At 66.1% G+C, this 20079-nt stretch carries 19 protein-coding genes and 1 riboswitch; of the genes, 16 read left to right on the forward strand and 3 right to left on the reverse strand.

The window, feature by feature from the left end; translation table 11 throughout:
- Positions 1 to 37: 37 nt before the first annotated feature.
- Positions 38 to 943: an AraC family transcriptional regulator gene (locus tag KSS95_RS17660; RefSeq protein WP_217848348.1), complete on the forward strand. Its 906-nt coding sequence runs from the start codon at positions 38 to 40 to the stop codon at positions 941 to 943.
- Positions 944 to 1035: 92 nt separating this feature from the next.
- Here the strand turns inward: KSS95_RS17660 and KSS95_RS17665 are convergent, their stop codons facing one another.
- On the reverse strand, positions 1036 to 1632 hold the full coding sequence (locus KSS95_RS17665) for a TetR/AcrR family transcriptional regulator (RefSeq protein ID WP_217848349.1): 597 nt from the start codon (positions 1630 to 1632) through the stop codon (positions 1036 to 1038).
- Positions 1633 to 1724: 92 nt separating this feature from the next.
- Between KSS95_RS17665 and KSS95_RS17670 the strand changes: the two genes are divergently transcribed.
- Positions 1725 to 2324, forward strand: coding sequence for an NAD(P)H-dependent oxidoreductase (locus tag KSS95_RS17670; protein ID WP_217848350.1), 600 nt, complete (start codon positions 1725 to 1727; stop codon positions 2322 to 2324).
- A 3-nt stretch (positions 2325 to 2327) separates the two neighbouring features.
- On the opposite strand, the gene thpR is transcribed toward KSS95_RS17670, so the two are convergent.
- A complete protein-coding gene (gene thpR / locus KSS95_RS17675) occupies positions 2328 to 2873 on the reverse strand; it encodes an RNA 2',3'-cyclic phosphodiesterase (protein WP_217848351.1) in 546 nt (181 codons plus the stop codon).
- Positions 2874 to 3088: 215 nt separating this feature from the next.
- Here thpR and lpxO point away from each other — a divergent pair, with 215 nt between their 5' ends.
- From lpxO to KSS95_RS17690, 3 genes are all read left to right on the forward strand, one after another.
- Entirely contained in the window at positions 3089 to 3988 is a 900-nt protein-coding gene (lpxO, locus tag KSS95_RS17680) for a lipid A hydroxylase LpxO (protein WP_217848352.1), read from the forward strand.
- 167 nt (positions 3989 to 4155) lie between these two features.
- Positions 4156 to 4494, forward strand: a complete 339-nt coding sequence (locus KSS95_RS17685) for a carboxymuconolactone decarboxylase family protein (RefSeq protein ID WP_217848353.1) — start codon at positions 4156 to 4158, stop codon at positions 4492 to 4494.
- Between the two features lie 78 nt (positions 4495 to 4572).
- Positions 4573 to 5142 carry a GNAT family N-acetyltransferase gene (locus KSS95_RS17690; RefSeq protein ID WP_217848354.1) on the forward strand — a complete coding sequence of 190 codons (570 nt, stop codon included), beginning with the start codon at positions 4573 to 4575 and terminating at the stop codon, positions 5140 to 5142.
- A gap of 117 nt (positions 5143 to 5259) precedes the next feature.
- Here KSS95_RS17690 and KSS95_RS17695 read toward each other — a convergent pair whose 3' ends face one another.
- On the reverse strand, positions 5260 to 6006 hold the full coding sequence (locus KSS95_RS17695; RefSeq protein WP_217848355.1) for an outer membrane beta-barrel protein: 747 nt from the start codon (positions 6004 to 6006) through the stop codon (positions 5260 to 5262).
- A gap of 160 nt (positions 6007 to 6166) precedes the next feature.
- A riboswitch (cobalamin riboswitch) is annotated at positions 6167 to 6372 on the forward strand.
- A gap of 109 nt (positions 6373 to 6481) precedes the next feature.
- Between KSS95_RS17695 and KSS95_RS17700 the strand changes: the two genes are divergently transcribed.
- The 11 genes from KSS95_RS17700 (at position 6482) to KSS95_RS17750 (ending at position 20028) form a co-directional block, all read left to right on the forward strand.
- A complete protein-coding gene (locus KSS95_RS17700) occupies positions 6482 to 8605 on the forward strand; it encodes a TonB-dependent receptor (RefSeq protein WP_217848356.1) in 2124 nt (707 codons plus the stop codon).
- 1296 nt (positions 8606 to 9901) lie between these two features.
- Positions 9902 to 10741, forward strand: a complete 840-nt coding sequence (gene yghU, locus KSS95_RS17705; RefSeq protein ID WP_217848357.1) for a glutathione-dependent disulfide-bond oxidoreductase — start codon at positions 9902 to 9904, stop codon at positions 10739 to 10741.
- Positions 10742 to 10898: 157 nt separating this feature from the next.
- Positions 10899 to 11480 (forward strand): hypothetical protein, encoded by a 582-nt coding sequence (locus KSS95_RS17710; protein WP_217854017.1) that lies wholly within the window; start codon positions 10899 to 10901, stop codon positions 11478 to 11480.
- A gap of 15 nt (positions 11481 to 11495) precedes the next feature.
- Positions 11496 to 12080, forward strand: a complete 585-nt coding sequence (locus KSS95_RS17715) for a hypothetical protein (RefSeq protein WP_217848358.1) — start codon at positions 11496 to 11498, stop codon at positions 12078 to 12080.
- A gap of 219 nt (positions 12081 to 12299) precedes the next feature.
- Positions 12300 to 14003: an amidase gene (locus KSS95_RS17720; RefSeq protein WP_217848359.1), complete on the forward strand. Its 1704-nt coding sequence runs from the start codon at positions 12300 to 12302 to the stop codon at positions 14001 to 14003.
- A gap of 98 nt (positions 14004 to 14101) precedes the next feature.
- Positions 14102 to 14803 carry a helix-turn-helix transcriptional regulator gene (locus KSS95_RS17725; protein ID WP_217848360.1) on the forward strand — a complete coding sequence of 234 codons (702 nt, stop codon included), beginning with the start codon at positions 14102 to 14104 and terminating at the stop codon, positions 14801 to 14803.
- Between the two features lie 15 nt (positions 14804 to 14818).
- The gene (locus tag KSS95_RS17730) at positions 14819 to 15733 is read left to right on the forward strand and encodes a pyridoxal-phosphate dependent enzyme (RefSeq protein WP_217848361.1); all 915 of its coding nucleotides are present in this window, start codon (positions 14819 to 14821) and stop codon (positions 15731 to 15733) included.
- Between the two features lie 119 nt (positions 15734 to 15852).
- On the forward strand, positions 15853 to 16482 hold the full coding sequence (locus tag KSS95_RS17735; protein WP_217848362.1) for a TetR family transcriptional regulator C-terminal domain-containing protein: 630 nt from the start codon (positions 15853 to 15855) through the stop codon (positions 16480 to 16482).
- A 30-nt stretch (positions 16483 to 16512) separates the two neighbouring features.
- Positions 16513 to 17178 carry a M24 family metallopeptidase gene (locus KSS95_RS17740; protein WP_217848363.1) on the forward strand — a complete coding sequence of 222 codons (666 nt, stop codon included), beginning with the start codon at positions 16513 to 16515 and terminating at the stop codon, positions 17176 to 17178.
- A gap of 472 nt (positions 17179 to 17650) precedes the next feature.
- Positions 17651 to 18748 (forward strand): carboxynorspermidine decarboxylase, encoded by a 1098-nt coding sequence (locus tag KSS95_RS17745; protein ID WP_217848364.1) that lies wholly within the window; start codon positions 17651 to 17653, stop codon positions 18746 to 18748.
- Positions 18749 to 18783: 35 nt separating this feature from the next.
- Positions 18784 to 20028, forward strand: coding sequence for a saccharopine dehydrogenase family protein (locus KSS95_RS17750; RefSeq protein ID WP_217848365.1), 1245 nt, complete (start codon positions 18784 to 18786; stop codon positions 20026 to 20028).
- Positions 20029 to 20079: the final 51 nt, after the last annotated feature.

Genomic DNA, 20079 nt, shown 5'->3' on the forward strand with positions numbered 1-20079 from the left:
GAAGATACGACTGTCCGATTCTCTACCCGGGGCCATCATGCACCTGACTCGCCACGTGGATGCCAACGCCACGCTCTGCTCGCTGATCCGTCGCCTCGCCACAGGCCCGGGGTTCGTGCCCACCGCCCTGGCGCAGGTGCAGGTGCTGAGCTGGGAGCACTACGTGGCCAGCAGCCCGCAGATCTACGAGCCCAGCCTGATCATCCTCGCCCAGGGCAGCAAGCTGGCACGCCTGGGGCCGCGCACCCTGGAGTACGGCGCCGGGCATTACCTGGTACAGGCGCTGTCGGTGCCGTTCATGTGCGAGACCTTCGCCACCCCCGACGCCCCGCTGTTGGGGGTGGCGGTGGATATCGACCGGAGCCTGCTCGGCGAGCTGGTACAGAGCATGAACCTGGCCCCCGACGCCGCCGTACAGGCCCAGACCCCGCAATCGATGACGTCGGCGGCGCTGGACGCGGCCATGCGCGACAGCGTCGAACGCCTGCTGCAGTGCCTGCAGGACCCGCTGGACGCCAAGGTGCTGGGCCCGGCACGGGTGCGCGAAGTGCTCTATACCGCCTTGCGCGGCCCGCAGGCCGGGGTGCTGCGGGCACTGGTCGAGCAGCAGGGGCACTTTGCCCGCATCGCCGCGGCGTTGAGCTACCTGCGCCTGCATTACGCCGAACCGCTGGGGGTCGATGAACTGGCCAGCCGGGCCAACATGAGCGTGTCGACCTTCCATGAGCACTTCAAGCGCTGCACCGACCTGGCGCCGATGCAGTACCTCAAGCGCCTGCGCTTGCTCAAGGCGCAGCAGATGCTGATCGGCGAAGGCCTGGGGGTGGCCCAGGTGGCGCACCGGGTTGGCTACCAGAGCACGTCGCAGTTCAGCCGCGAGTACAAGCGCCAGTTTGCCCGCAGTCCTGGGGAAGAGTTGCCCTATCAGCGCTTGCCGGTGTGAGGCACGCGCCAAGGCTGGCAGCGGATTCATCCGCGATGCGCCGCGCGGGCGGCGCTCGATCTGACAGGCGCCGTCCCCCCCCCGACCAACCCTCACTGGCGCAACACCATCGCCACGATGATCGCCTGCAACTCCCGCTTGGCCGCCTCAACCTCCAGCTCACCACAGGCCGCCGCCAGTGACAGCGCATCCGCCGCCCCCACCACGCCCCAAAGCCCGGCCACGCCGATCTCGCCAGCCGCGGCGAACGGCGCCAGGGCCTGTCGGCACTTGTCCATGAACGGCCCGTCATAGCCGCGCTTGAGCGCCTCCATCTCCGGCGAAGCGGCCAGCGCCGCGCTGACCCCGGGAATCTCCCGGCCCTGGGTGGCCACGCAATCCACATAGGCCTCGGCAATCACCCAGGCCCGGTCCGCCAGGTCGGCCGCGCAACCGGCCAGGGCACGCTCGAGCATCGCGGTCTGGCGCGCGTCGTACTCCTGGTACAAGGCCACCAGCAGCCCCGTACGGGTCTGGAAATGGTCATACACCACAGGCTTGGTCACCCCGGCCTGCTCGGCCAGGCGCCCCAGGCTCAGGGCCTCGGTGCCCTCCTCACGGACCAGTCGCCAGGCCACATCCAGCAACTGGCGCCGGCGCTCGTCGCGCGACAGGCGTTTGCGCGCCACGGGTTTGTGCTCGCTTGACATCGATTACCTACCAAAAGTAACTTACCAAAGGTAACTTACCGCGAGTATATAGCGCTCGCCGCGCCCTTGCATCCCGTTCCCGGAGATCCGCTATGCATGCCTTGATCGTCATCGGCCATCACGACCCCGACTCCCTCACCCACGCCCTGGCTCGGCAGATCGCCGCCGGCCTGCACGCCAGCGGCCACACCAGCGAATTGGCCGACCTCGCCGCCGAAGGCTTCGACCCGCGCTTCAGCCTGGCCGACCACGCCGTGCATCGCCGCCAGGGCAAGCCGCCCGCCGATGTGCTGGCCGAACAGGCGCGCATCGAGCGCGCCGATACCCTGCTGCTGGTCTACCCCATCTACTGGTGGTCGCTGCCCGCCCTGCTCAAGGGCTGGGTCGAGCGGGTGTTCAGCAACGGCTGGGCCTTCGACCAGGCCGCCGACGGCTCCACCACCAAGCGTCTGCGCGGCATGACCGCGCATCTGGTAGGCGTTGCCGGCGCCGATGCCAGCACCTTCGAGCGACACGGCTACCGCGAAGCCATGCGGGTGCAGATCGAGCACGGCATCTTCGACTATTGCGGGGCCCAGGTGCTCAGTTCGACACTGCTAGCCGACAGCGAGGGCGGTCATCCCCAGGCCCTGATCGAACAGGCCAAAGGCCTTGGCCAGTCGCTGTTCAACGAGCTCGACAGCGCCGCCTGACGCCTAATGCGCCAGGGGCCACTCGGCCAAGGGCCAATAGCGTCCCTTGCGCGACTCGTACAAGGTGAAGTGCCGCGCCGCCAGGAAAAACGCCGGTGCTTCACCGGCTTCCGGCAACTGCCCGCGAAAATCCCGCGACAGGGTCAGGTGAGGCCGGTACTCGCGGGTCGGCGCCTCGATTCCCAGCGGCAACAGCGTCTGGTGCAGGGCATAAACCAGCTGGCGCAAGGCGACGGGCGCCTGCTCGGGCTCCAGCACCAGCGCGTCGGCACGCGGCCACACCTGCAAGCGGTCCAGCACCACGCGCAACGGCCCCTGCGGGCGGCTCACCCGTTCGACCGCAGCGCAGATCGCCGGCACCTGGGCCGCGTCGACATCGCCCAAAAACACCAGGGTCACGTGGAAGTTCTCGGCCGGCACCGGCTTGCCGCTGCGCAGGCCCAGGCCTCGGCGCCATTGCGCCAGGGCCCGGCACTGCGCAGCGGCGACCGGCAGGGCGAAGAACAGGCGCTTGAAGGGCGCCCCGCTTGGGCGTGCATCCTGGACCATGTGGCGCTCCTTGGCAGCGGATCGAAGGTTCGAGTGTACCGTCCTGGCCATCGGAAAAGGCTGCACAACCTGTTGAATCGTTTACGCAACCTGTAGGCCATCCCACCTAAGTCGCGGGGATTTGTCGCAACAATAGGTACAAACCCAGCCCACGATTGTTTATGCTGGCGGGCTTAAGCCATGGCGCATGGCCATTTTTCGACAAGTAAACGTCCATGAAAATTGCACTCGTACTGATCTTCGTATGCTCGATCGCCTATGTTCACCTGCGCGGTCGGGTTCGCCACAAACTGACTCGCCAGCTGGGTGACCACTCCAGTTTCCTGGCCCCGGTCAACGCCTTCCTCTACCTGTTCTCCAAGCACCCGGCCAAGCCGTACCTGCCGGTGGAGGCCTTCCCCGAGCTGAAGGTGCTGCAGGACCACTGGCAGGAAATCCGCGCCGAAGGCCAACAGCTGCTGCAGGCCGGCGAGATCAAGAAGTCCGACAACTATGACGATGTCGGCTTCAACTCGTTCTTCAAGACCGGCTGGAAACGCTTCTACCTGAAGTGGTACGGCGAGAGCCACCCTTCGGCGATGACCCTGTGCCCACGCACCACCGAACTGCTGCAAGGCATCGGCTCGGTCAAGGCGGCGATGTTCGCCACCTTGCCGCCAGGCGCCAAGCTGGTGCGCCACCGCGACCCCTACGCCGGTTCCTACCGCTACCACCTGGGCCTGGACACGCCCAACGACGACGGCTGCTACATCGACGTCGACGGCGAGAAGTACTCCTGGCGCGACGGCGAGGGCGTGGTGTTCGACGAGACCTACATCCACTACGCCGCCAACACCACCGAGCACAACCGCATCATCCTGTTCTGCGACGTCGAGCGCCCGCTCAAGTACCGCTGGGCGAGCGCCTTCAACCGTTGGTTCAGCCGCAACGTCATGGCTGCCGCCGCAGCCCCCAACGACGCCAGCGACAAGACCGGCGGCATCAACCGCCTGTTCACCCGCATCTACAAGATCCGTGAACGCGGCAAGGCCATGAAAAAGCGCAACCGCACCCGCTACTACCTGGAAAAGTGGGCGGTGGTCGCGGCGCTGGTGCTGGTCTTCATCTACATCTGATCCCCCTGCGCAAACCGGCTCCTGCCCATCCGCAGGAGCCGGCCTTGCCGGCGAACATCGGCGCAGCCGCTCGTAGCCCGCCACACCCACGCAGCTCCCCTTCCCCCGAACAGCCCACTTTCGTCTAGCCTGAAAGCTCCTGTTGCCAACCTCGCAAGGTGAACACGATGAGCATGATGGACTGGGACGCCTACCGTAAGCAGTTGATGGCCGGCATCGGCGATCTCAAGCAGCTCTCCCCCGATACCGTGGCCGGCTACATGACCGCCAGCGGCGCCGGGGCCAAGACCAACCACCTGGATGCCAAGACCCGCGAACTGATCTCCCTGGCCGTGGCCGTCACCACCCGCTGCGACGGCTGCATCGCCGTGCACTCGCAGCAGGCGGTCAAGCACGGCGCCAGCCGCGAGGAAATCGCCGAAGCCCTGGGGGTGGCGGTGGCGATGAATGCTGGCGCCGCGCTGGTCTACTCGGCCCGGGCCCTGGATGCCGTGGGCAAGGCCTGACCCGGCCAGGCGTCGCCGCCCTTGCGCGGCGGCGCCGCGCCGCCCAGACTGAGCGGCTCAGTACCCGCAGGAACCGCCATGATCCAGATCCGCCCCATGACCCCGGAAGATTTCGAACGCTTCTGGCCGACCTTCCAGGCCATCGTCCAGGCCCGCCAGACCTACGCCTTCGACCCCGGGCTCGATTTCGAGCGGGCCCGCGCGCTGTGGCTGGAAACCCCGCTGCGCACGCTGGTGGCCGAAGAGGACGGCGCATTGCTCGGTTCGTATTTCCTCAAGGCCAATGCCGCCGGGCCCGGTGGCCACGTGGGCAACTGCGGCTACATGGTCTGTGCCAGCGCCCGTGGCCGCGGCGTGGCCAGGTTGATGTGCGAGCACTCGCAGAAACTCGCCCGCCAGGAAGGTTTCCTGGCCCTGCAGTTCAACTCGGTGGTGGCGACCAACGAGGTGGCCGTGGCGCTATGGCACAAGCTTGGCTTCGAGACGGTCGGGCGCTTGCCCAAGGCCTATCGCCATGCCGAACAGGGCCTGGTGGACTGCCTGGTGATGTACAAGTGGCTGGCCGATGAGCCAGTGCTGGAGAAACCGCCGCTGCTGATAGGCCGCAAGAATATCGAGGCGCGGGTATCACGCCGGCGCGGTCGCTGAGCGGCACGCCAGAGGCATAGGCGCCGGTTTGCCGGCGAACACGGGGCACACGGGGCCTGGTTCGCCAGCAAGGCTGGCGCCTACCGATTGCGAGGGGGGGTGAGATCGTTCAGGCGCTTAGAACGCCAACCCCACCTTCACCCCGAACTCGTCCCGCTTGAGCTTGGTGTTGTCCGCCACCGGGGTGTCCTCGTCGAGCTTGTACTCGGTGCGGGTGTAGTACGCCCCCAGTTGCACCGGCATGCCGCCCTGCTGGTTCATCAGCAAGGTGACCTCGGCATAGGGGTTGGTGCGGTCCTTCATGTCGACGCTGTCGCTGCCGTAGTCATCGACCTTCAGCCGCGCACGGCCATCGATGGTACGCCGCGCCCCCACTTCCACGCGCAGGGTCGAGGCGTCGAACTGGTGGTTGTAGCCCAGCGCCGCCTTGGCGAATGGCGACTTGTAGGTCAGCCGCGTATCGAGGTCGTTGATCTCGGGTTCGAAGCGCGTCCAGCTGTAGCCGCCGCCCAGGGTCAGGTCGACGAAGTTGCGCGCATCCAGCGCGGCGCGCCAGCCCAGGTCCAGGTCGGCCTGGGCCTCCTTGAGCTTGTTGTCGCTCTTCTTGCCGTACTTGGCCTCGGCACCGATCTGGTAGATGAAGCCGGATTCGGCGGTCATCTTGTTGCCGAAGGTGGCGAACACGCCGCCCTGACCCATGTGTTGCTTGTCCGATTCGCTGCCGCCCTCGAACTTGAACTTGTCGTAGGCGCCCAGCAGGCCGAGGGTGAACAGCGGATCGCTGCTCGGCGCCGCAGTGGCGGCCAGGGGCGCGCCGAGCAAGGCCAACAGGCAGGAATGACGCAGCAGGTGACGGGTAAACATGCGCAGAAGTCTCCATGACGTGAATGAATGAGCAACGACCGGTTCGAGGCAACGCCACTGGCGAAAGTTCGAAAAAAATTCGACAACTACCGCTAACTCGCTAAGGCGTCACAGATTTTGCGTTCATTCAAACGATTGACTCCCTGCCGGTTCGATGATCAGATGCGCGCCAGTTTCAGGTGTCCTGCGCCGCCGCGCGCAGGGTGAAACGGGAAGCCGGTGCGTCGTTGTCAACGACAAGTCCGGCGCTGCCCCCGCAACGGTAAGCGAGCGAAACCTTCGACACACCACTGTGCACAGGCATGGGAAGGTGAAGGCTTCATGACCCTCGCAAGCCCGGAGACCGGCCTGAGGCTTCACTTGGCAACCCGCGGTGGGCGGGCGCAGGCCGGTATCCGCGTGCGCGCCTGCCTACGCGATTCGCCGTTGCGTGTTCTCCACCGGGATCCATTCATTCCTGCAGCAGTGGAACGACATGTCCCGATTCAACAAGCTTCACACCCTGGCGGCCTGCCTGGCCGTGTCCCTGCCAGCGCTGGCCGACGAACAGCCCGGCGCCTCCCTGACCCTGCCCGCCACGGCCATCACCGACAACCGTGAGCCGCAGGCCGTCGACCTGGCCACCCCGAGCCAAGCCGGCTCGCGCCTGAACCTCAGCGCCCTGGAAACGCCGGCCAGCACCAGCACCCTCACCGCGGCGCAGATCCAGGGGCGCAACAACCAGACCGTGCAGGACGCCGTGACCCGCTCGCCGGGCATCACCTTCATCGGCACCCCGGGCGATGGCGGTACCGGCCTGTCGGCGCGCGGTTTCACAGGCCAGAGCTCGGTGATGACCCTGTTCGATGGCGCGCGCCTGTACGCCGGTGCCGGCACCCTCACCTACCCGGTCGACCCATGGATGGTCGAGCGCATCGAGGTGATCCGCGGCCCGGCCTCGGTGCTGCATGGCGAAGGCGCCACCGGCGCGGTGGTCAACGTGATCCCGAAAAAACCCTTCAGTGGTGACATTCGCAACCACCTGCGCCTGGGTTACGGCTCCTGGGACCGTCAGCAGCTCGGCCTGGACAGCGGCGGCAGCCTCAGCGAACGCCTGAGCTATCGCCTGACCCTGAACCAGCAGGCCGGCAACGGTTGGGTCGACCGCACTGACTCACGCAGCCTGGCGCTGTCGGCCGCACTGCGCTTCGACGCCACGGACGACCTGAGCTTCACCCTGTCCCACGAGCGCGGCGACGCACAACCGGCCAACTACTACGGCACCCCACTGATCGACGGCCACCTGCGCAGCAGCCTGGGCAAGAAGAACTACAACGTCAGCAACGACCAGCAGCGCTACCACGACGAGTGGACGCGGCTGACCAGCGACTGGCAGATCAACGACCACCTCAGCGCCAGCAACCAGCTGTACTACATCAAGAGCCGCCGGCACTGGCGCAATGCCGAGGAGTACAGCTGGGATGGCGCCAGCGGGCAGATCCTGCGTGGCAGTTTCCTTGAGATCAAGCACAACCAGGAGCAGATCGGCGACCTGCAGAGCTTCACCTTCGACCATTCGCTGTTCGGGCTGGCCAGCAAGACCGTGGTCGGGGCGCAGTACAACAAGATCCGTTTCAATGTCGACAGCAACTCACCCTACAACGACGACAGCAAGGACCCGCTCGACCCTTGGCAGCCCGCCCCCGGCGGTTTCCACAGTGGCTCGCCGCTACGCCCGCAGATGCTGTCCAAAACCAGTACCTTTGCTCTTTTTGCGGAAAACAGAACGCAACTGACCGAGCGCCTGTCGCTGGTCACCGGCGTGCGCCGCGACCAGAACCATATCGACCGCGACGACCTCACCAACGGCACCCGCAACGACCGCAGCCTGCGCGGCGGCAACTGGCGTGCCGGGCTGGTGTTCGCCGTCAGCGACGACCTGTCGCTGTACGGCCAGTACTCCACCAGCGAGGATGGCGTCGGCGACCTGTTGACCTTGCGCCCCGAGCAGCGCCTGGAACTGACCGAAGCCAAGCAGACCGAGCTGGGCTTGAAGCAGCGTTTCTGGGAGGGGCGCGGCGAGTGGACGCTGGCGGCGTACCACATCGTCAAGAAAAAGCTGCCGGTCTATGACGTGGTGACCAAGGGCAGCCAGCAAGCCGGCCAGCAGACCTCCGACGGGCTCGAAGCCAGCCTGGAGCTGGCCCTTGGCAACCAGTGGCAGGTGTCGGCGAACGCCGCACTGCTGCGGGCCAAGTACGATGATTTCCTGCAGCGCAGCGGGGGTGTGGTGTACGACCGGGCCGGCAATCGTCCGCAAGACGTCCCGCGCCGCACCGCCAACCTGTGGTTGAGCAAAGGCTTCGGCCAGGCCGTCGACGCCGGTATCGGCCTGCGCTATGTGGACGCGCGCTACACCAGTGCCGCCAACGACGCCCAGGTGCCGGGCTACAGCGTGGTCGACGCCAACCTTGGCTGGCAAGTGCTGCCCGATGTACGCCTGGGGCTGCAGGTGAACAACCTGTTCGACCGCCAGTATGCCCAGTCCAGCTATAGCGGCGAGCAGTGGCTGCTGGGGGCGCCCAGGTCGTACTTCGCCACGGTCGACTACAGCTTCTAGGGCCCCCGCCATGCGCTACTCCTGTAGGAGCCAGCTTGCTGGCGAACCAGGCGACGCGGTGGATGGCACCGGCTATGCCGGTGTTCGCCGGCAAGCCGGCTCCTACGCCCTGTAGGAGTCAGCCTTGCTGGCGAACCAGGCGACGCGGTGGATGGCACCGGCTGCGCCGGTGTTCGCCGGCAAAGCCGGCTCCTACGCCCTGTAGGAGCCAGCCTTGCTGGCGAACCAGGCGACGCGGTGGATGGCACCGGCTGCGCCGGTGTTCGCCGGCAAGCCGGCTCCTACACCCCGTAGGAGCCAGCTTGCTGGCGAAGCAAGCGACGCGGTGGATGGCACCGGCTGCGCCGGTGTTCGCCGGCAAGCCGGCTCCTACGCCCTGTAGGAGCCAGCTTGCTGGCGAAGCAAGCGACGCGGTGGATGGCACCGGCTGCGCCGGTGTTCGCCGGCAAGCCGGCTCCTACGCCCTGTAGGAGCCAGCCTTGCTGGCGAAGCAAGCGACGCGGTGGATGGCACCGGCTGCGCCGGTGTTCGCCGGCAAGCCGGCTCCTACGCCCTGTAGGAGCCAGCCTTGCTGGCGAAGCAAGCGACGCGGTGGATGGCACCGGCTGCGCCGGTGTTCGCCGGCAAGCCGGCTCCTACGCCCTGTAGGAGCCAGCCTTGCTGGCGAAGCAAGCGACGCGGTGGATGGCACCGGCTGCGCCGGTGTTCGCCGGCAAGCCGGCTCCTACGCCCTGTAGGAGCCAGCCTTGCTGGCGAAGCAAGCGACGCGGTGGATGGCACCGGCTGCGCCGGTGTTCGCCGGCAAGCCGGCTCCTACGCCCTGTAGGAGCCAGCCTTGCTGGCGAAGCAAGCGACGCGGTGGATGGCACCGGCTGCGCCGGTGTTCGCCGGCAAGCCGGCTCCTACACCCTGTAGGAGCCAGCCTTGCTGGCGAACCAGGCGACGCGGTGGATGGCACCGGCTATGCCGGTGTTCGCCGGCAAGCCGGCTCCTACGCCCTGTAGGAGCCAGCCTTGCTGGCGAAGCAAGCGACGTGGTGGATGGCACCGGCTGCGCCGGTGTTCGCCGGCAAAGCCGGCTCCTACGCCCCGTAGGAGCCAGCCTTGCTGGCGAACCAGGCGACGCGGTGCCTCTGGCGCTTGGCGGGGTTGCGTCACACCTGAGCCTACCTGTAAAGCCTCGCCATTCGATATCAGTTATGCATCGATTGCATTTGTCCCTCGCGCCGAACCCATGGCATGAATGCAGGTCCACGCCTTTACTTGGCCGCATTCCGCCTTCCAGGAGATTACGCGCATGAGCAAGCCCGAGTACATTCCGCCCAAGGTCTGGACCCACCAGGCCCCCTCTGGCGGCCAGTTCGCCAGCATCAACCGCCCCGTCGCCGGCCCCACCCACGACACACCGCTGCCGGTCGGCAAGCAGCCGCTGCAGCTTTACTCGCTGGCCACGCCCAACGGCGTCAAGGTCACCATCCTCTTGGAAGAGCTGCTCGCCCTCGGCCACACCGGCGCCGAATACGACGCCTGGTTGATCCGCATCGGTGAAGGCGACCAGTTCGGCAGCGGCTTCGTCGCGGTCAACCCGAACTCGAAGATCCCCGCCCTGCTCGACAATAGCGTCGAACCGCCCGTGCGGGTATTCGAGTCCGGCTCGATCCTGCTGTACCTGGCCGAGAAGTTCGGCGCCTTGCTGCCCAAGGCACCAGCCGCGCGCACCGAGAGCCTGAACTGGCTGTTCTGGCAGATGGGCTCGGCCCCCTACCTGGGCGGCGGTTTCGGCCACTTCTATGTGTATGCGCCCGAGAAGTTCGAATACGCCATCAACCGCTTCAGCATGGAAGCCAAGCGTCAGCTCGACGTGCTCGAGCGGCGCCTGGCCGAAAGCCCCTACCTGGGCGGCGACCAATACAGCATCGCCGACATCGCCGTATGGCCCTGGTATGGCCAGCTGGTGCGCGGCAACCTGTATGGCGCGGCGGAGTTTCTTGCCGTCCATGATTACCCGCATGTGCAGCGCTGGGCCGAAGCCATCGCCCAGCGCCCGGCCGTGCAGCGCGGCACCCGGGTCAACCGCACCTGGGGCGAGGAGGCCAGCCAGGTGCCAGAGCGACATAGCGCGGCGGACCTGGGCTGACACGGCTGGCCGCCCAGGCAGGCCAGCCCTGCCCGGGCGACCGGCAAAAACGGTGGCACTTTGCCCTAAAGTTATCGACCACCCAGCCGTAACCCTTGGTCTGACTTAGCTCGATCAAGGATGAAGCGACGTGAAGAAACTGCTGCTGGCCAGCGCCATGAGCGCCCTGCTGTCGATGACCGGTTGCGTCTCGTACAACGTCGTCGGCCCGGTCGGCGCGCCGGCCCATGGCGCCAGCGTCACCAGCCCACGCAGCGCCCAGCTCGCCGATGTGCAGGTCTCGGCGGTGGGTATCGACGCCGCGACCCGCCAGGCCATCAGCCGTTCGCTGACCCACCAGCTCAGCCACTACGTGAGCCAGGCCGGCTACTTCGAGCGCGTCACCGAATACCCCACCCGCCTGGGCACCCAGGACGTCCTGCTGAAGTTCGAGATGACCTCGCTCAAGGGCCATCGCGGCCCGCACCCAGCCTATGTGCCGGGTGCCTTGCTCACCCTGACCCTGTGGATCTGGTGCAACGGCCCGATCTACGTCGACCGCTTCGATGTCGCCGGCAACCTGGTGATCGTCGACCGTGACGGCGTCGAGCTGGCCCGGGCCAAGGACCAGCTCAGCCTCGCGCACAACGTCGGCCTGTATGGCGGCGAGTACTGGGCACCGACGATGGGCGGCAAGCAACTCACCCTCTTGGTCGGCAAGCTGCTCGACCAGGCCACCGTTCAACTGGCCAAACGCTAAAACAGGAAAAACCCGATGACCCTCTTCAAACACGGCTTGCTGCTGGGCGCCCTGCTGCTCGGCGGCTGCGTTTCGTATTCCACCGGCGACCTGGCCCCGGTCGGTACCTGGCCACCGGCTGCCAGCACCGCGCCAGTCAAGCCCAGCGCCTACCTGCGCAACACTTCGCTGTACCAGGTGAACGACGGTGCGGCCGTCGCCGCGGCGGGCGCCCCCGCGCAGCTGTGGGAAAAGGCGATCACCGAGACCTACGAGCAATCCGGGCGCTTTGCCCAGGTCAACACCCACAAGAGCGAAGCGGACCTGTACGCCGAATCGACCCTGCTCAATCACGAGGAGTTCATCACCGCCTCGGCGTTCATCACCGGCTTCACGCTGTTCCTGATCCCCTCCACGGCGAAGAACACCTTCACCTTGCAAACCGTGTTCAAGGACAAGGACGGCCAGGAAGTCGGGCGCATCAGCAAAAGCGAATCGGTGCGCACCTGGATGCAACTGGTGCTGATCGTCGGCCTGCCGTTCCAGGCCGATACCCGTGACGTGGTCCGCGAGCTGGCCCGCAGCACCCTGGACGAGGCCGTGCAGCGCAAGCTGTTGTAACACAAGGCCCTGGCAAGGCAGTGGGCCTGCCCGGCGCAAAGACAGGGGCCACTGCGCGCCCCTTTCGCGGCGCAAGGCCGCTGCCACCGAAACGGTCCAGGCCTGCCACCAGAGTGCCGCGCTGCAACGAAGCATTTCCCCACTGCATGCCTGCGTCCGACAAGACCTTCTTGCTACACTCGCCGCCATGATTTCCACCTGCACAACTGTGGTGACAGCATGATCGAGGTAACCGAGGTTTCCATTGCCGAGCTGCGCGACGCGCTCGAGTCCGGCCGCACGACCGCCGTCGAACTGGTCAAGGCCTATCTGGCGCGCATCGACGCCTATGATGGCAAGGACACCCCCACGGCACTCAACGCCGTGGTGGTACGCAACCCTGAAGCGCTGCAGGAAGCCGAGGCCTCCGACGCCCGCCGTGCCCGTGGCGCGACGCTCGGCCCGCTGGACGGCATCCCCTACACCGCCAAGGACAGCTACCTGGTCAAGGGCCTGACCGCCGCCTCAGGCAGCCCGGCCTTCAAGGACCTGGTCGCCCAGCGCGACGCCTTCACCGTCGAGCGCCTGCGCGCTGGTGGCGCCATCTGCCTGGGCAAGACCAACATGCCGCCCATGGCCAACGGCGGCATGCAGCGCGGCGTCTACGGCCGTGCCGAAAGCCCGTACAACGCCCACTACCTGACCGCGCCCTTCGCCTCAGGCTCCTCCAACGGCGCCGGCACCGCCACCGCCGCCAGCTTCAGCGCCTTCGGCCTGGCCGAGGAAACCTGGTCCAGCGGCCGTGGCCCCGCGTCGAACAATGGCCTGTGCGCCTACACCCCATCACGCGGGGTGATCTCGGTGCGCGGCAACTGGCCGCTGACGCCGACCATGGACGTGGTGGTGCCCTACGCCCGGACCATGGCCGACCTGCTGGAAATCCTCGACGTGGTGGTGGCCGACGACGCCGACCCACGCGGCGACCTGTGGCGCCTGCAGCCGTGGGTGCCGATCCCGGCCGCCTCCAGCGTGCGCCCGCAGTCGTACCTGGCGCTGGCAGTGACCGCCGACTCGCTCAAGGGCAAGCGCTTCGCCGTGCCGCGCATGTACATCAATGCCGACCCCGAGGCCGGCACGTCCGAGAAGCCGGGCATCGGCGGCCCGACCGGCCAGCGCATCAACACCCGTGCCAGCGTGATCGAACTGTGGAACCAGGCCCGTCAGGCCCTGGAAGCGGCCGGCGCGCAAGTGGTCGAGACCGACTTCCCGCTGGTTTCCAACTGCGAAGGCGACCGTCCGGGCGCGCCGACCGTGTTCAACCGCGGCATCGTCAGCAAGGAATTCCTCCACGACGAGCTGTGGGAGCTGTCCGGCTGGGCCTTCGACGACTTCCTGCGCGCCAACGACGACCCCAAGCTCAACCGCCTGGCCGATGTCGACGGCCCGCAGATCTTCCCCCACGACCCGGGCACCCTGCCCAACCGTGAGGATGACCTGGCTGCCGGCATGGACGAGTACGTCAACATGGCCAAGCGCGGCCTGAAGAGCTGGGAGCAGATCGCCACCGTGCCGGACGGCCTGCGCGGCCTGGAAGCCACGCGCAAGCTCGACCTGGAAGACTGGATGGACGCCCAGGGCCTGGACGCGGTGCTGTTCCCCACCGTGGCCGATGTCGGCCCGGCGGATGCCGACGTCAACCCGGTGTCAGCGGACATCGCCTGGAGCAACGGTATCTGGGTGGCCAACGGCAACCTGGCGATTCGCCACCTGGGGGTGCCGACCGTCACCGTGCCGATGGGCGTGATGGCCGATATCGGCATGCCAGTGGGGCTGACCTTCGCCGGTAAGGCCTACAGCGACAACAATCTGTTGAAATTCGCGGCAGCCTTCGAAGCGACCGGTTCGCGCCGGATGACTCCACCGCGCACCCCAAAACTCGGCTGATCCCTAGCCGCAGGCCCCCTGCGGCACGGCTGAACAACACTCGCCAAATTCAATTATTTGTGTAAAATTCAACACAATATTGAATCTGGCGAGCTCCCATGCCCCCTTGCGATCCCCGCTTCGAACGCCAACTCACCCTCACCGTCCTCAAGGCCACCCTCCAGGCCCTGGGCAGCGTCGTGCCCAATAACCTGGAAATCCTCCTGCACGACCTCGACCACCCGGAGCACTCCGTGGTGGCCATCGTCAATGGCCATCTTTCCGGCCGCCAGGTCGGCAGCCCGATCCTCGCCGCCCCTGAACAGGACCAGGGCTTCAGGGCGTTGATGCGAGCCACGGTCGAGCAGCGCGGCTGCGACCCAGTGGTTTTGCCCAACTACCCCACCACTCTCAAGGGCCGTACCCTGCGCAGCGCCACGGCGATCTTTCGCGACAGCACAGGTCACCCTTTTGCCAGCCTGTGCGTGAACAGCGACATCACCGGCCTCGAGGCGGCCATGACCTTCCTCCAGCATTTCCAGCCGCTGGGCGCGGCCTGCGGCACCGCCGTCAACACCGAGCTGGCGGACATGAGCGTGCTGATGGCCGAGATCATCCAGGACGCCTTGCAGCGCAGCGGCCAGGGCCGGATGAACAAGCAGGCCAAGGTCGAGGCCGTGCGGGTGATGCAGGAGCGCGGCCTGTTCATCGTCAAGGGCGGCGTCGAGAAGGCCGCCGAGGCCCTCGGCGTCACCCGCTATACCGTCTACAACTACCTGGAGCAACTGCGTGGCGACCAGCCCGCGGCTGCCCGCGACTGAGCCCCGGAGGCCGCCATGCCGTTGCACATCCATACCCCGCTGATCGAATCCCGCCCGCTGTCGCTCTGCGCCAAGCGCCCGGTCTGGCTCAAGCTCGAGGCCCTGCAACCCTGCGGCTCGTTCAAGCTGCGCGGGGTCGGCCATGCCTGTGAAGTGCAGCAGGGCCGCGGCGCCCGGCACTTTGTCTCGTCCTCCGGCGGCAACGCCGGGCTGGCCGTGGCCTACGCCGGGCGCAAGCTGGGCGTGCCGGTGACCGTCGTGGTACCCGAGACCACCACCGAGCGTGCCAAGCAGCTGTTGCACCTGGAGCAGGCCAGCGTGGTGGTGCGAGGCAGCTCCTGGCAGGAGGCCAACCAGCACGCGCAGACCCTGCTGGGGGCCGGTGATGCCTTCATCCATCCGTTCGACGACCCGCTGCTGTGGGCCGGCCATGCCAGCATGATCGACGAAGTCGCCGAGGCAGGCGTGAAGCCCGCTGCCGTGGTGCTGTCGGTAGGTGGCGGCGGCCTGCTGTGCGGTGTGGTCGAGGGCCTGCGGCGCAATGGCTGGCAGGATGTGCCGGTGCTGGCGGTGGAGACCGAAGGCGCTGCATCGTTGCACGCAGCCATGGCCGCCGGGCACACCGTCGAGCTGCCGACCATCGCCTCGGTGGCGACGTCGCTGGGCGCCAAGCGGGTGGCCGAGCAGGCTCTGGCCTGCACCCGCGAGCATCCGGTGCACAGCTACCTGGTCAGCGACCGTGAGGCGCTCCAGGCATGCGAACAGCTGCTGCTCGATCACCGCTTGCTGGTGGAGCCCGCCTGCGGCGCGGCGCTGGCCTTGCTGGCACGGCCCGAGGCGCTGGCGGCCTATGACAATGTCCTGGTGATCGTCTGCGGCGGCGCCACTGCCACGCTGGAACAGATCCACACCTGGCTCGCCCAGGCCTAGACGCTGTACGAGCCTGGTAATGGCAGCGGGCGTGCCCCGCGATGCGCCAGCATGGCTGTCGGTTGGCCCTGCATCGCTATATACTTTTGAATACATCGATTCAAACGTACCTGCCTGCCATGCCCAGCATCCGTGACCGCAACCAGCAACTGATCCTCAACGCCGCCAGCGGCGAGTTCGCCCGCCACGGTTTCGCCGCCGCCCGGGTCGACGACATCGCCGCCCGCGCCGGCCTGCCCCGGGCCAACGTGTTCTACTACTTTGGCAGCAAGCGCCTGCTCTATGCCGCCGTGCTCGACCTGGTCATGGAGCCCTTGCTCCAGGCCACTCGCGGCCTGCGCCCGCAGAGCCTCCCGGAACAGTCCCTGCCCTGCTACTTCAAGGCCAAGGCCGAGGTCGCGCGCAAGCACCCGGACGCGACGCGGGTGTGGCTCAAGGAAATGCTCCACGGTGCCCGCCACGTACCGGCCAGCCGTACCGAGGCCATGCGCTTCAGCGCCCGCCAGAGCCTGGCGTGCCTGGAGCACTGGATGGCGCAGGGCCTGATTGCCAAGGTCGCGCCCGAGCACCTGCTACTGTTCCTCTGGTCCGCGCCACTGGCCAGCTTCCGCTTCGCTGATGCGCCGGGCAGCTGCGCACGCCTGAAGCCCAGCCGGGCCGCGACTGAGGTGCTCGCCGGCATGCTCTGGCGGGCCTGCGCCCAGATACGCCACCAGGGCTGCAGAGTCGCCTACTCGCTATATAGATAAAAATACAACGCAATGATGAGGAGTACAGGAATGACCCTGAGCAACAGCGCCAAGGAAGCCACGGGCGCCCCCTATCAGCTGGCGCTGATGAAGCACGCGCAACGCCTGACCTGGGAAGCAGTCGAGCGGATTGCCGCGAATATCCACCCTGGCATGCGCGAATCCCAGGCCCGGGAAATGAGCCAACAGGTATTGCAGGCACTGGGCATGCAGCGCATCTGGCACCCCACCCATATTCGCTTCGCCAGCAATACGTTGAAAACCTTCAAGGAAGCTTCCGAGGGGGACCCGCTGCTGGGCGAGCAGGACATCTATTTCATCGACATGGGCGTGGTCTTCGAGGGCCATGAAGGGGATGCGGGTGCCACCTTCGTCACCGGCGACGATCCGCACATGCATGCCTGCGCACGGGCCGCCAAGACCCTGTTCGAAGAGGTCGAAGCCCATTGGCGCGCACAGGGGGTGAGCGGCGTGGAACTCTACCGCTTTGCCGCCGAGCGTGCCCAGCAGATGGGTTGGCGGCTGAACATGGATATCAAGGGCCATCGCGTCAGCGACTTCCCCCACGCCATCCATCGCGGTGGCAACCTGGGCGATTTTGCCGGGCAGCCCAGCGCCGGGTTGTGGATCCTGGAAATCCAGATCGCCCACCCCGAGCTGCCTTACGGTGCCTTCTACGAAGACCTGCTGAGCTGATCGCCCCCGTAGCCAGCCTTGCTGGCAAACCAGGCGACGCGGAAGATGGCACCGGCTGCGCCGGTGTTCGCCGGCAAGGCCGGCGCCTACGCCGATTACGGCCTGCAACACCCGTAGGAGCCAGCTTGCTGGCGAACCAGGCGCCGCGGAGGATGGCACCGGCAACGCCGGTGTTCGCCGGCAAGCCGGCTCCTACGCCGATTGCGAATGCAATACCCGTAGGAGCCAGCCTTGCTGGCGAACCAGGCGACGCGGTGGATGGCGCCGGTGTTCGCCGGCAAGCCGGCGCCTACAGCATGAGCCCAGCCAAGCGGCGCCTCACAGCAGGGCCGCTCAGGATGGTCACATTAGCCTGTTCAACTGAGCGTGCGCCGGCGCCTCGGACGAAATGCGCCCCGCGCCCTTTCGTACCGCGACAAGTGAAGGCACAATGCGTGTCCTTTTTTTGGCCGGCCTGGCCGGGGGCCTTTAAATGATCAAGACACCGTACTACCTCATCGACAAACAGAAACTGCTGGGCAACATGGAAAAGATCGCCTATGTCCGCCAGCAGTCCGGGGCCAAGGCCCTGCTCGCCCTCAAGTGCTTCGCTACCTGGTCGGTGTTCGACCTGATGCAGCAGTACATGGACGGCACCACTTCGTCCTCGCTGTTCGAGCTCAAGCTCGGCCGCCAGAAGTTCGCCGGCGAAACCCACGCTTACAGCGTGGCCTGGGCCGACGATGAAGTCGAAGAGATGCTCGAAAACTGCGACAAGATCATCTTCAACTCCATCGGCCAGCTCGAGCGCTTCGCCGAGCAATCCGCAGGCAAGGTGCGCGGCCTGCGTGTCAACCCGCAGGTGAGCAGCTCCGACTACCTGCTGGCCGACCCGGCGCGCCCGTTCAGCCGCCTCGGTGAGTGGGACCCGGAAAAGATCGAGAAGGTGATCGAGAAGATCTCCGGCTTCATGTTCCACAACAACTGCGAGAACGGTGACTTCGGCCTGTTCGACAAGATGCTCAGCCACATCGAAGAGCGCTTCGGCCACCTGCTGCACAAGGTCGAATGGGTCAGCCTCGGTGGTGGCATCCACTTCACCGGCGAAGATTACGCGGTAGACGCCTTCTGCGCGCGCCTGAAGCAGTTCTCGCAAACCTACGGCGTGCAGGTGTACCTGGAGCCGGGCGAAGCGGCCATCACCAACAGCGCCTCGCTGGAAGTGACCGTGCTCGACACCCTGTACAACGGCAAGCACCTGGCCGTGGTCGACAGCTCGATCGAAGCGCACCTGCTCGACCTGCTGATCTACCGCCTCAACGCCAAGATGGCCCCCAACGATGGCGCGCACACCTACATGGTCTGCGGCAAATCGTGCCTGGCCGGCGATATCTTCGGCGAGTATCAGTTCGACAAGCCGCTGCAGATTGGTGACCGCCTGTCGTTCGTCGACACGGCCGGCTACACCATGGTCAAGAAAAACTGGTTCAACGGTCTGAAAATGCCGTCCATCGCGGTCAAGCAGCTCGACGGCAGCGTCGAACTGGTGCGCGAATTCGGCTTCGACGACTACGTTTCCAGCCTGTCCTGACGGGCAGGCCTTTTCAGTAAGGAGCACAAGGTAAATTGAAGAAGAACGTTCTTATCATTGGTGCAGGAGGTGTCGCCAAGGTGGTGGCCCACAAGTGCGCGCAGCATAACGACGAACTCGGTCGTATTGCCATCGCGTCACGGAACATCTCCAAATGCCAGGCCATCATCGACAGCGTCAAGGCCAAGGGTAGCCTCAAGGTACCCGCCGACATCCAGGCCTTCTCGCTCAATGCCCTCGATGTCGAGGCGACCAAGGCACTGATCCGCGAGACCGAATCGCAGATCGTGATCAACGTTGGTTCCGCCTTCCTCAACATGTCGGTGCTGCGTGCCTGCATCGATACCGGTGTCGCCTACCTGGACACCGCGATTCACGAAGAACCGGGCAAGATCTGCGAAACCCCGCCCTGGTATGGCAACTACGAGTGGAAACACCTCGAAGAGTGCCAGCAGAAGAACATTACCGCCATTCTCGGTGTCGGCTTCGACCCGGGTGTGGTGAACAGCTACGCGAAACTCGCGCAGCAGCAGTATTTCGACCGCATCGACTCGATCGACATCCTCGACGTCAATGCCGGTTCCCACGGCAAGTACTTCGCCACCAACTTCGACCCGGAAATCAACTTCCGCGAGTTCACCGGGCAAGTGTGGAGCTGGCAGAACAGCCAGTGGACCAGCAACAGCATGTTCGAGGTCAAGCGCACCGACGACCTGCCAGTGGTAGGCTCGCAGAACCTGTACCTGACCGGCCACGATGAAGTTCACTCGATCTCGAAGAACCTCAACGTGCCGAACGTGCGTTTCTGGATGAGCTTCGGCGAGCACTACATCAACGTGTTCACCGTGCTGAAGAACCTCGGCCTGCTCAGCGAGCAACCGGTGAAAACCGCCGAAGGCCTGGAAGTGGTGCCGCTGAAAGTGGTCAAGGCGGTACTGCCCGACCCGGCCTCCCTGGCCCCGGGCTACACCGGCAAGACCTGCATCGGCGACCTGGTCAAGGGCACCAAGGACGGCCAGCCACGCGAGGTGTTCATCTACAACGTGGCCGACCACGAAGAAGCCTACGCCGAGACCGACAGCCAGGGTATCTCCTACACCGCCGGCGTGCCGCCGGTGGCGGCGGCGCTGCTGGTCGCCCGTGGCCAGTGGGATGCCGGACGCATGGTCAACGTCGAGGAACTGCCAGCCGAGCCGTTCCTCAAGGCGCTGGACGTGATGGGCCTGCCGACCCGCGTCAAGGATGAAAAGGGCGATCGTCCGTGGGACGCTGAAGCCTAAGCTGCAACACGAAGGGGCGCCGCAGGGCGCCCCTTCTGTTTGTGCCGATCG

This window comes from Pseudomonas muyukensis, assembly GCF_019139535.1.
GTDB lineage: Bacteria > Pseudomonadota > Gammaproteobacteria > Pseudomonadales > Pseudomonadaceae > Aquipseudomonas > Aquipseudomonas muyukensis.

Excerpts from the sequence above, each read along its gene's own strand:
- KSS95_RS17660 (WP_217848348.1), top strand. The coding sequence starts at position 38 with ATGCACCTGACTCGCCACGTGGATGCCAACGCCACGCTCTGCTCGCTG.
- KSS95_RS17665 (WP_217848349.1), bottom strand. The coding sequence starts at position 1,632 with ATGTCAAGCGAGCACAAACCCGTGGCGCGCAAACGCCTGTCGCGCGAC.
- KSS95_RS17670 (WP_217848350.1), top strand. The coding sequence starts at position 1,725 with ATGCATGCCTTGATCGTCATCGGCCATCACGACCCCGACTCCCTCACC.
- thpR (WP_217848351.1), bottom strand. The coding sequence starts at position 2,873 with ATGGTCCAGGATGCACGCCCAAGCGGGGCGCCCTTCAAGCGCCTGTTC.
- lpxO (WP_217848352.1), top strand. The coding sequence starts at position 3,089 with ATGAAAATTGCACTCGTACTGATCTTCGTATGCTCGATCGCCTATGTT.
- KSS95_RS17685 (WP_217848353.1), top strand. The coding sequence starts at position 4,156 with ATGAGCATGATGGACTGGGACGCCTACCGTAAGCAGTTGATGGCCGGC.
- KSS95_RS17690 (WP_217848354.1), top strand. The coding sequence starts at position 4,573 with ATGATCCAGATCCGCCCCATGACCCCGGAAGATTTCGAACGCTTCTGG.
- KSS95_RS17695 (WP_217848355.1), bottom strand. The coding sequence starts at position 6,006 with ATGTTTACCCGTCACCTGCTGCGTCATTCCTGCCTGTTGGCCTTGCTC.
- KSS95_RS17700 (WP_217848356.1), top strand. The coding sequence starts at position 6,482 with ATGTCCCGATTCAACAAGCTTCACACCCTGGCGGCCTGCCTGGCCGTG.
- yghU (WP_217848357.1), top strand. The coding sequence starts at position 9,902 with ATGAGCAAGCCCGAGTACATTCCGCCCAAGGTCTGGACCCACCAGGCC.
- KSS95_RS17710 (WP_217854017.1), top strand. The coding sequence starts at position 10,899 with ATGAGCGCCCTGCTGTCGATGACCGGTTGCGTCTCGTACAACGTCGTC.
- KSS95_RS17715 (WP_217848358.1), top strand. The coding sequence starts at position 11,496 with ATGACCCTCTTCAAACACGGCTTGCTGCTGGGCGCCCTGCTGCTCGGC.
- KSS95_RS17720 (WP_217848359.1), top strand. The coding sequence starts at position 12,300 with ATGATCGAGGTAACCGAGGTTTCCATTGCCGAGCTGCGCGACGCGCTC.
- KSS95_RS17725 (WP_217848360.1), top strand. The coding sequence starts at position 14,102 with ATGCCCCCTTGCGATCCCCGCTTCGAACGCCAACTCACCCTCACCGTC.
- KSS95_RS17730 (WP_217848361.1), top strand. The coding sequence starts at position 14,819 with ATGCCGTTGCACATCCATACCCCGCTGATCGAATCCCGCCCGCTGTCG.
- KSS95_RS17735 (WP_217848362.1), top strand. The coding sequence starts at position 15,853 with ATGCCCAGCATCCGTGACCGCAACCAGCAACTGATCCTCAACGCCGCC.
- KSS95_RS17740 (WP_217848363.1), top strand. The coding sequence starts at position 16,513 with ATGACCCTGAGCAACAGCGCCAAGGAAGCCACGGGCGCCCCCTATCAG.
- KSS95_RS17745 (WP_217848364.1), top strand. The coding sequence starts at position 17,651 with ATGATCAAGACACCGTACTACCTCATCGACAAACAGAAACTGCTGGGC.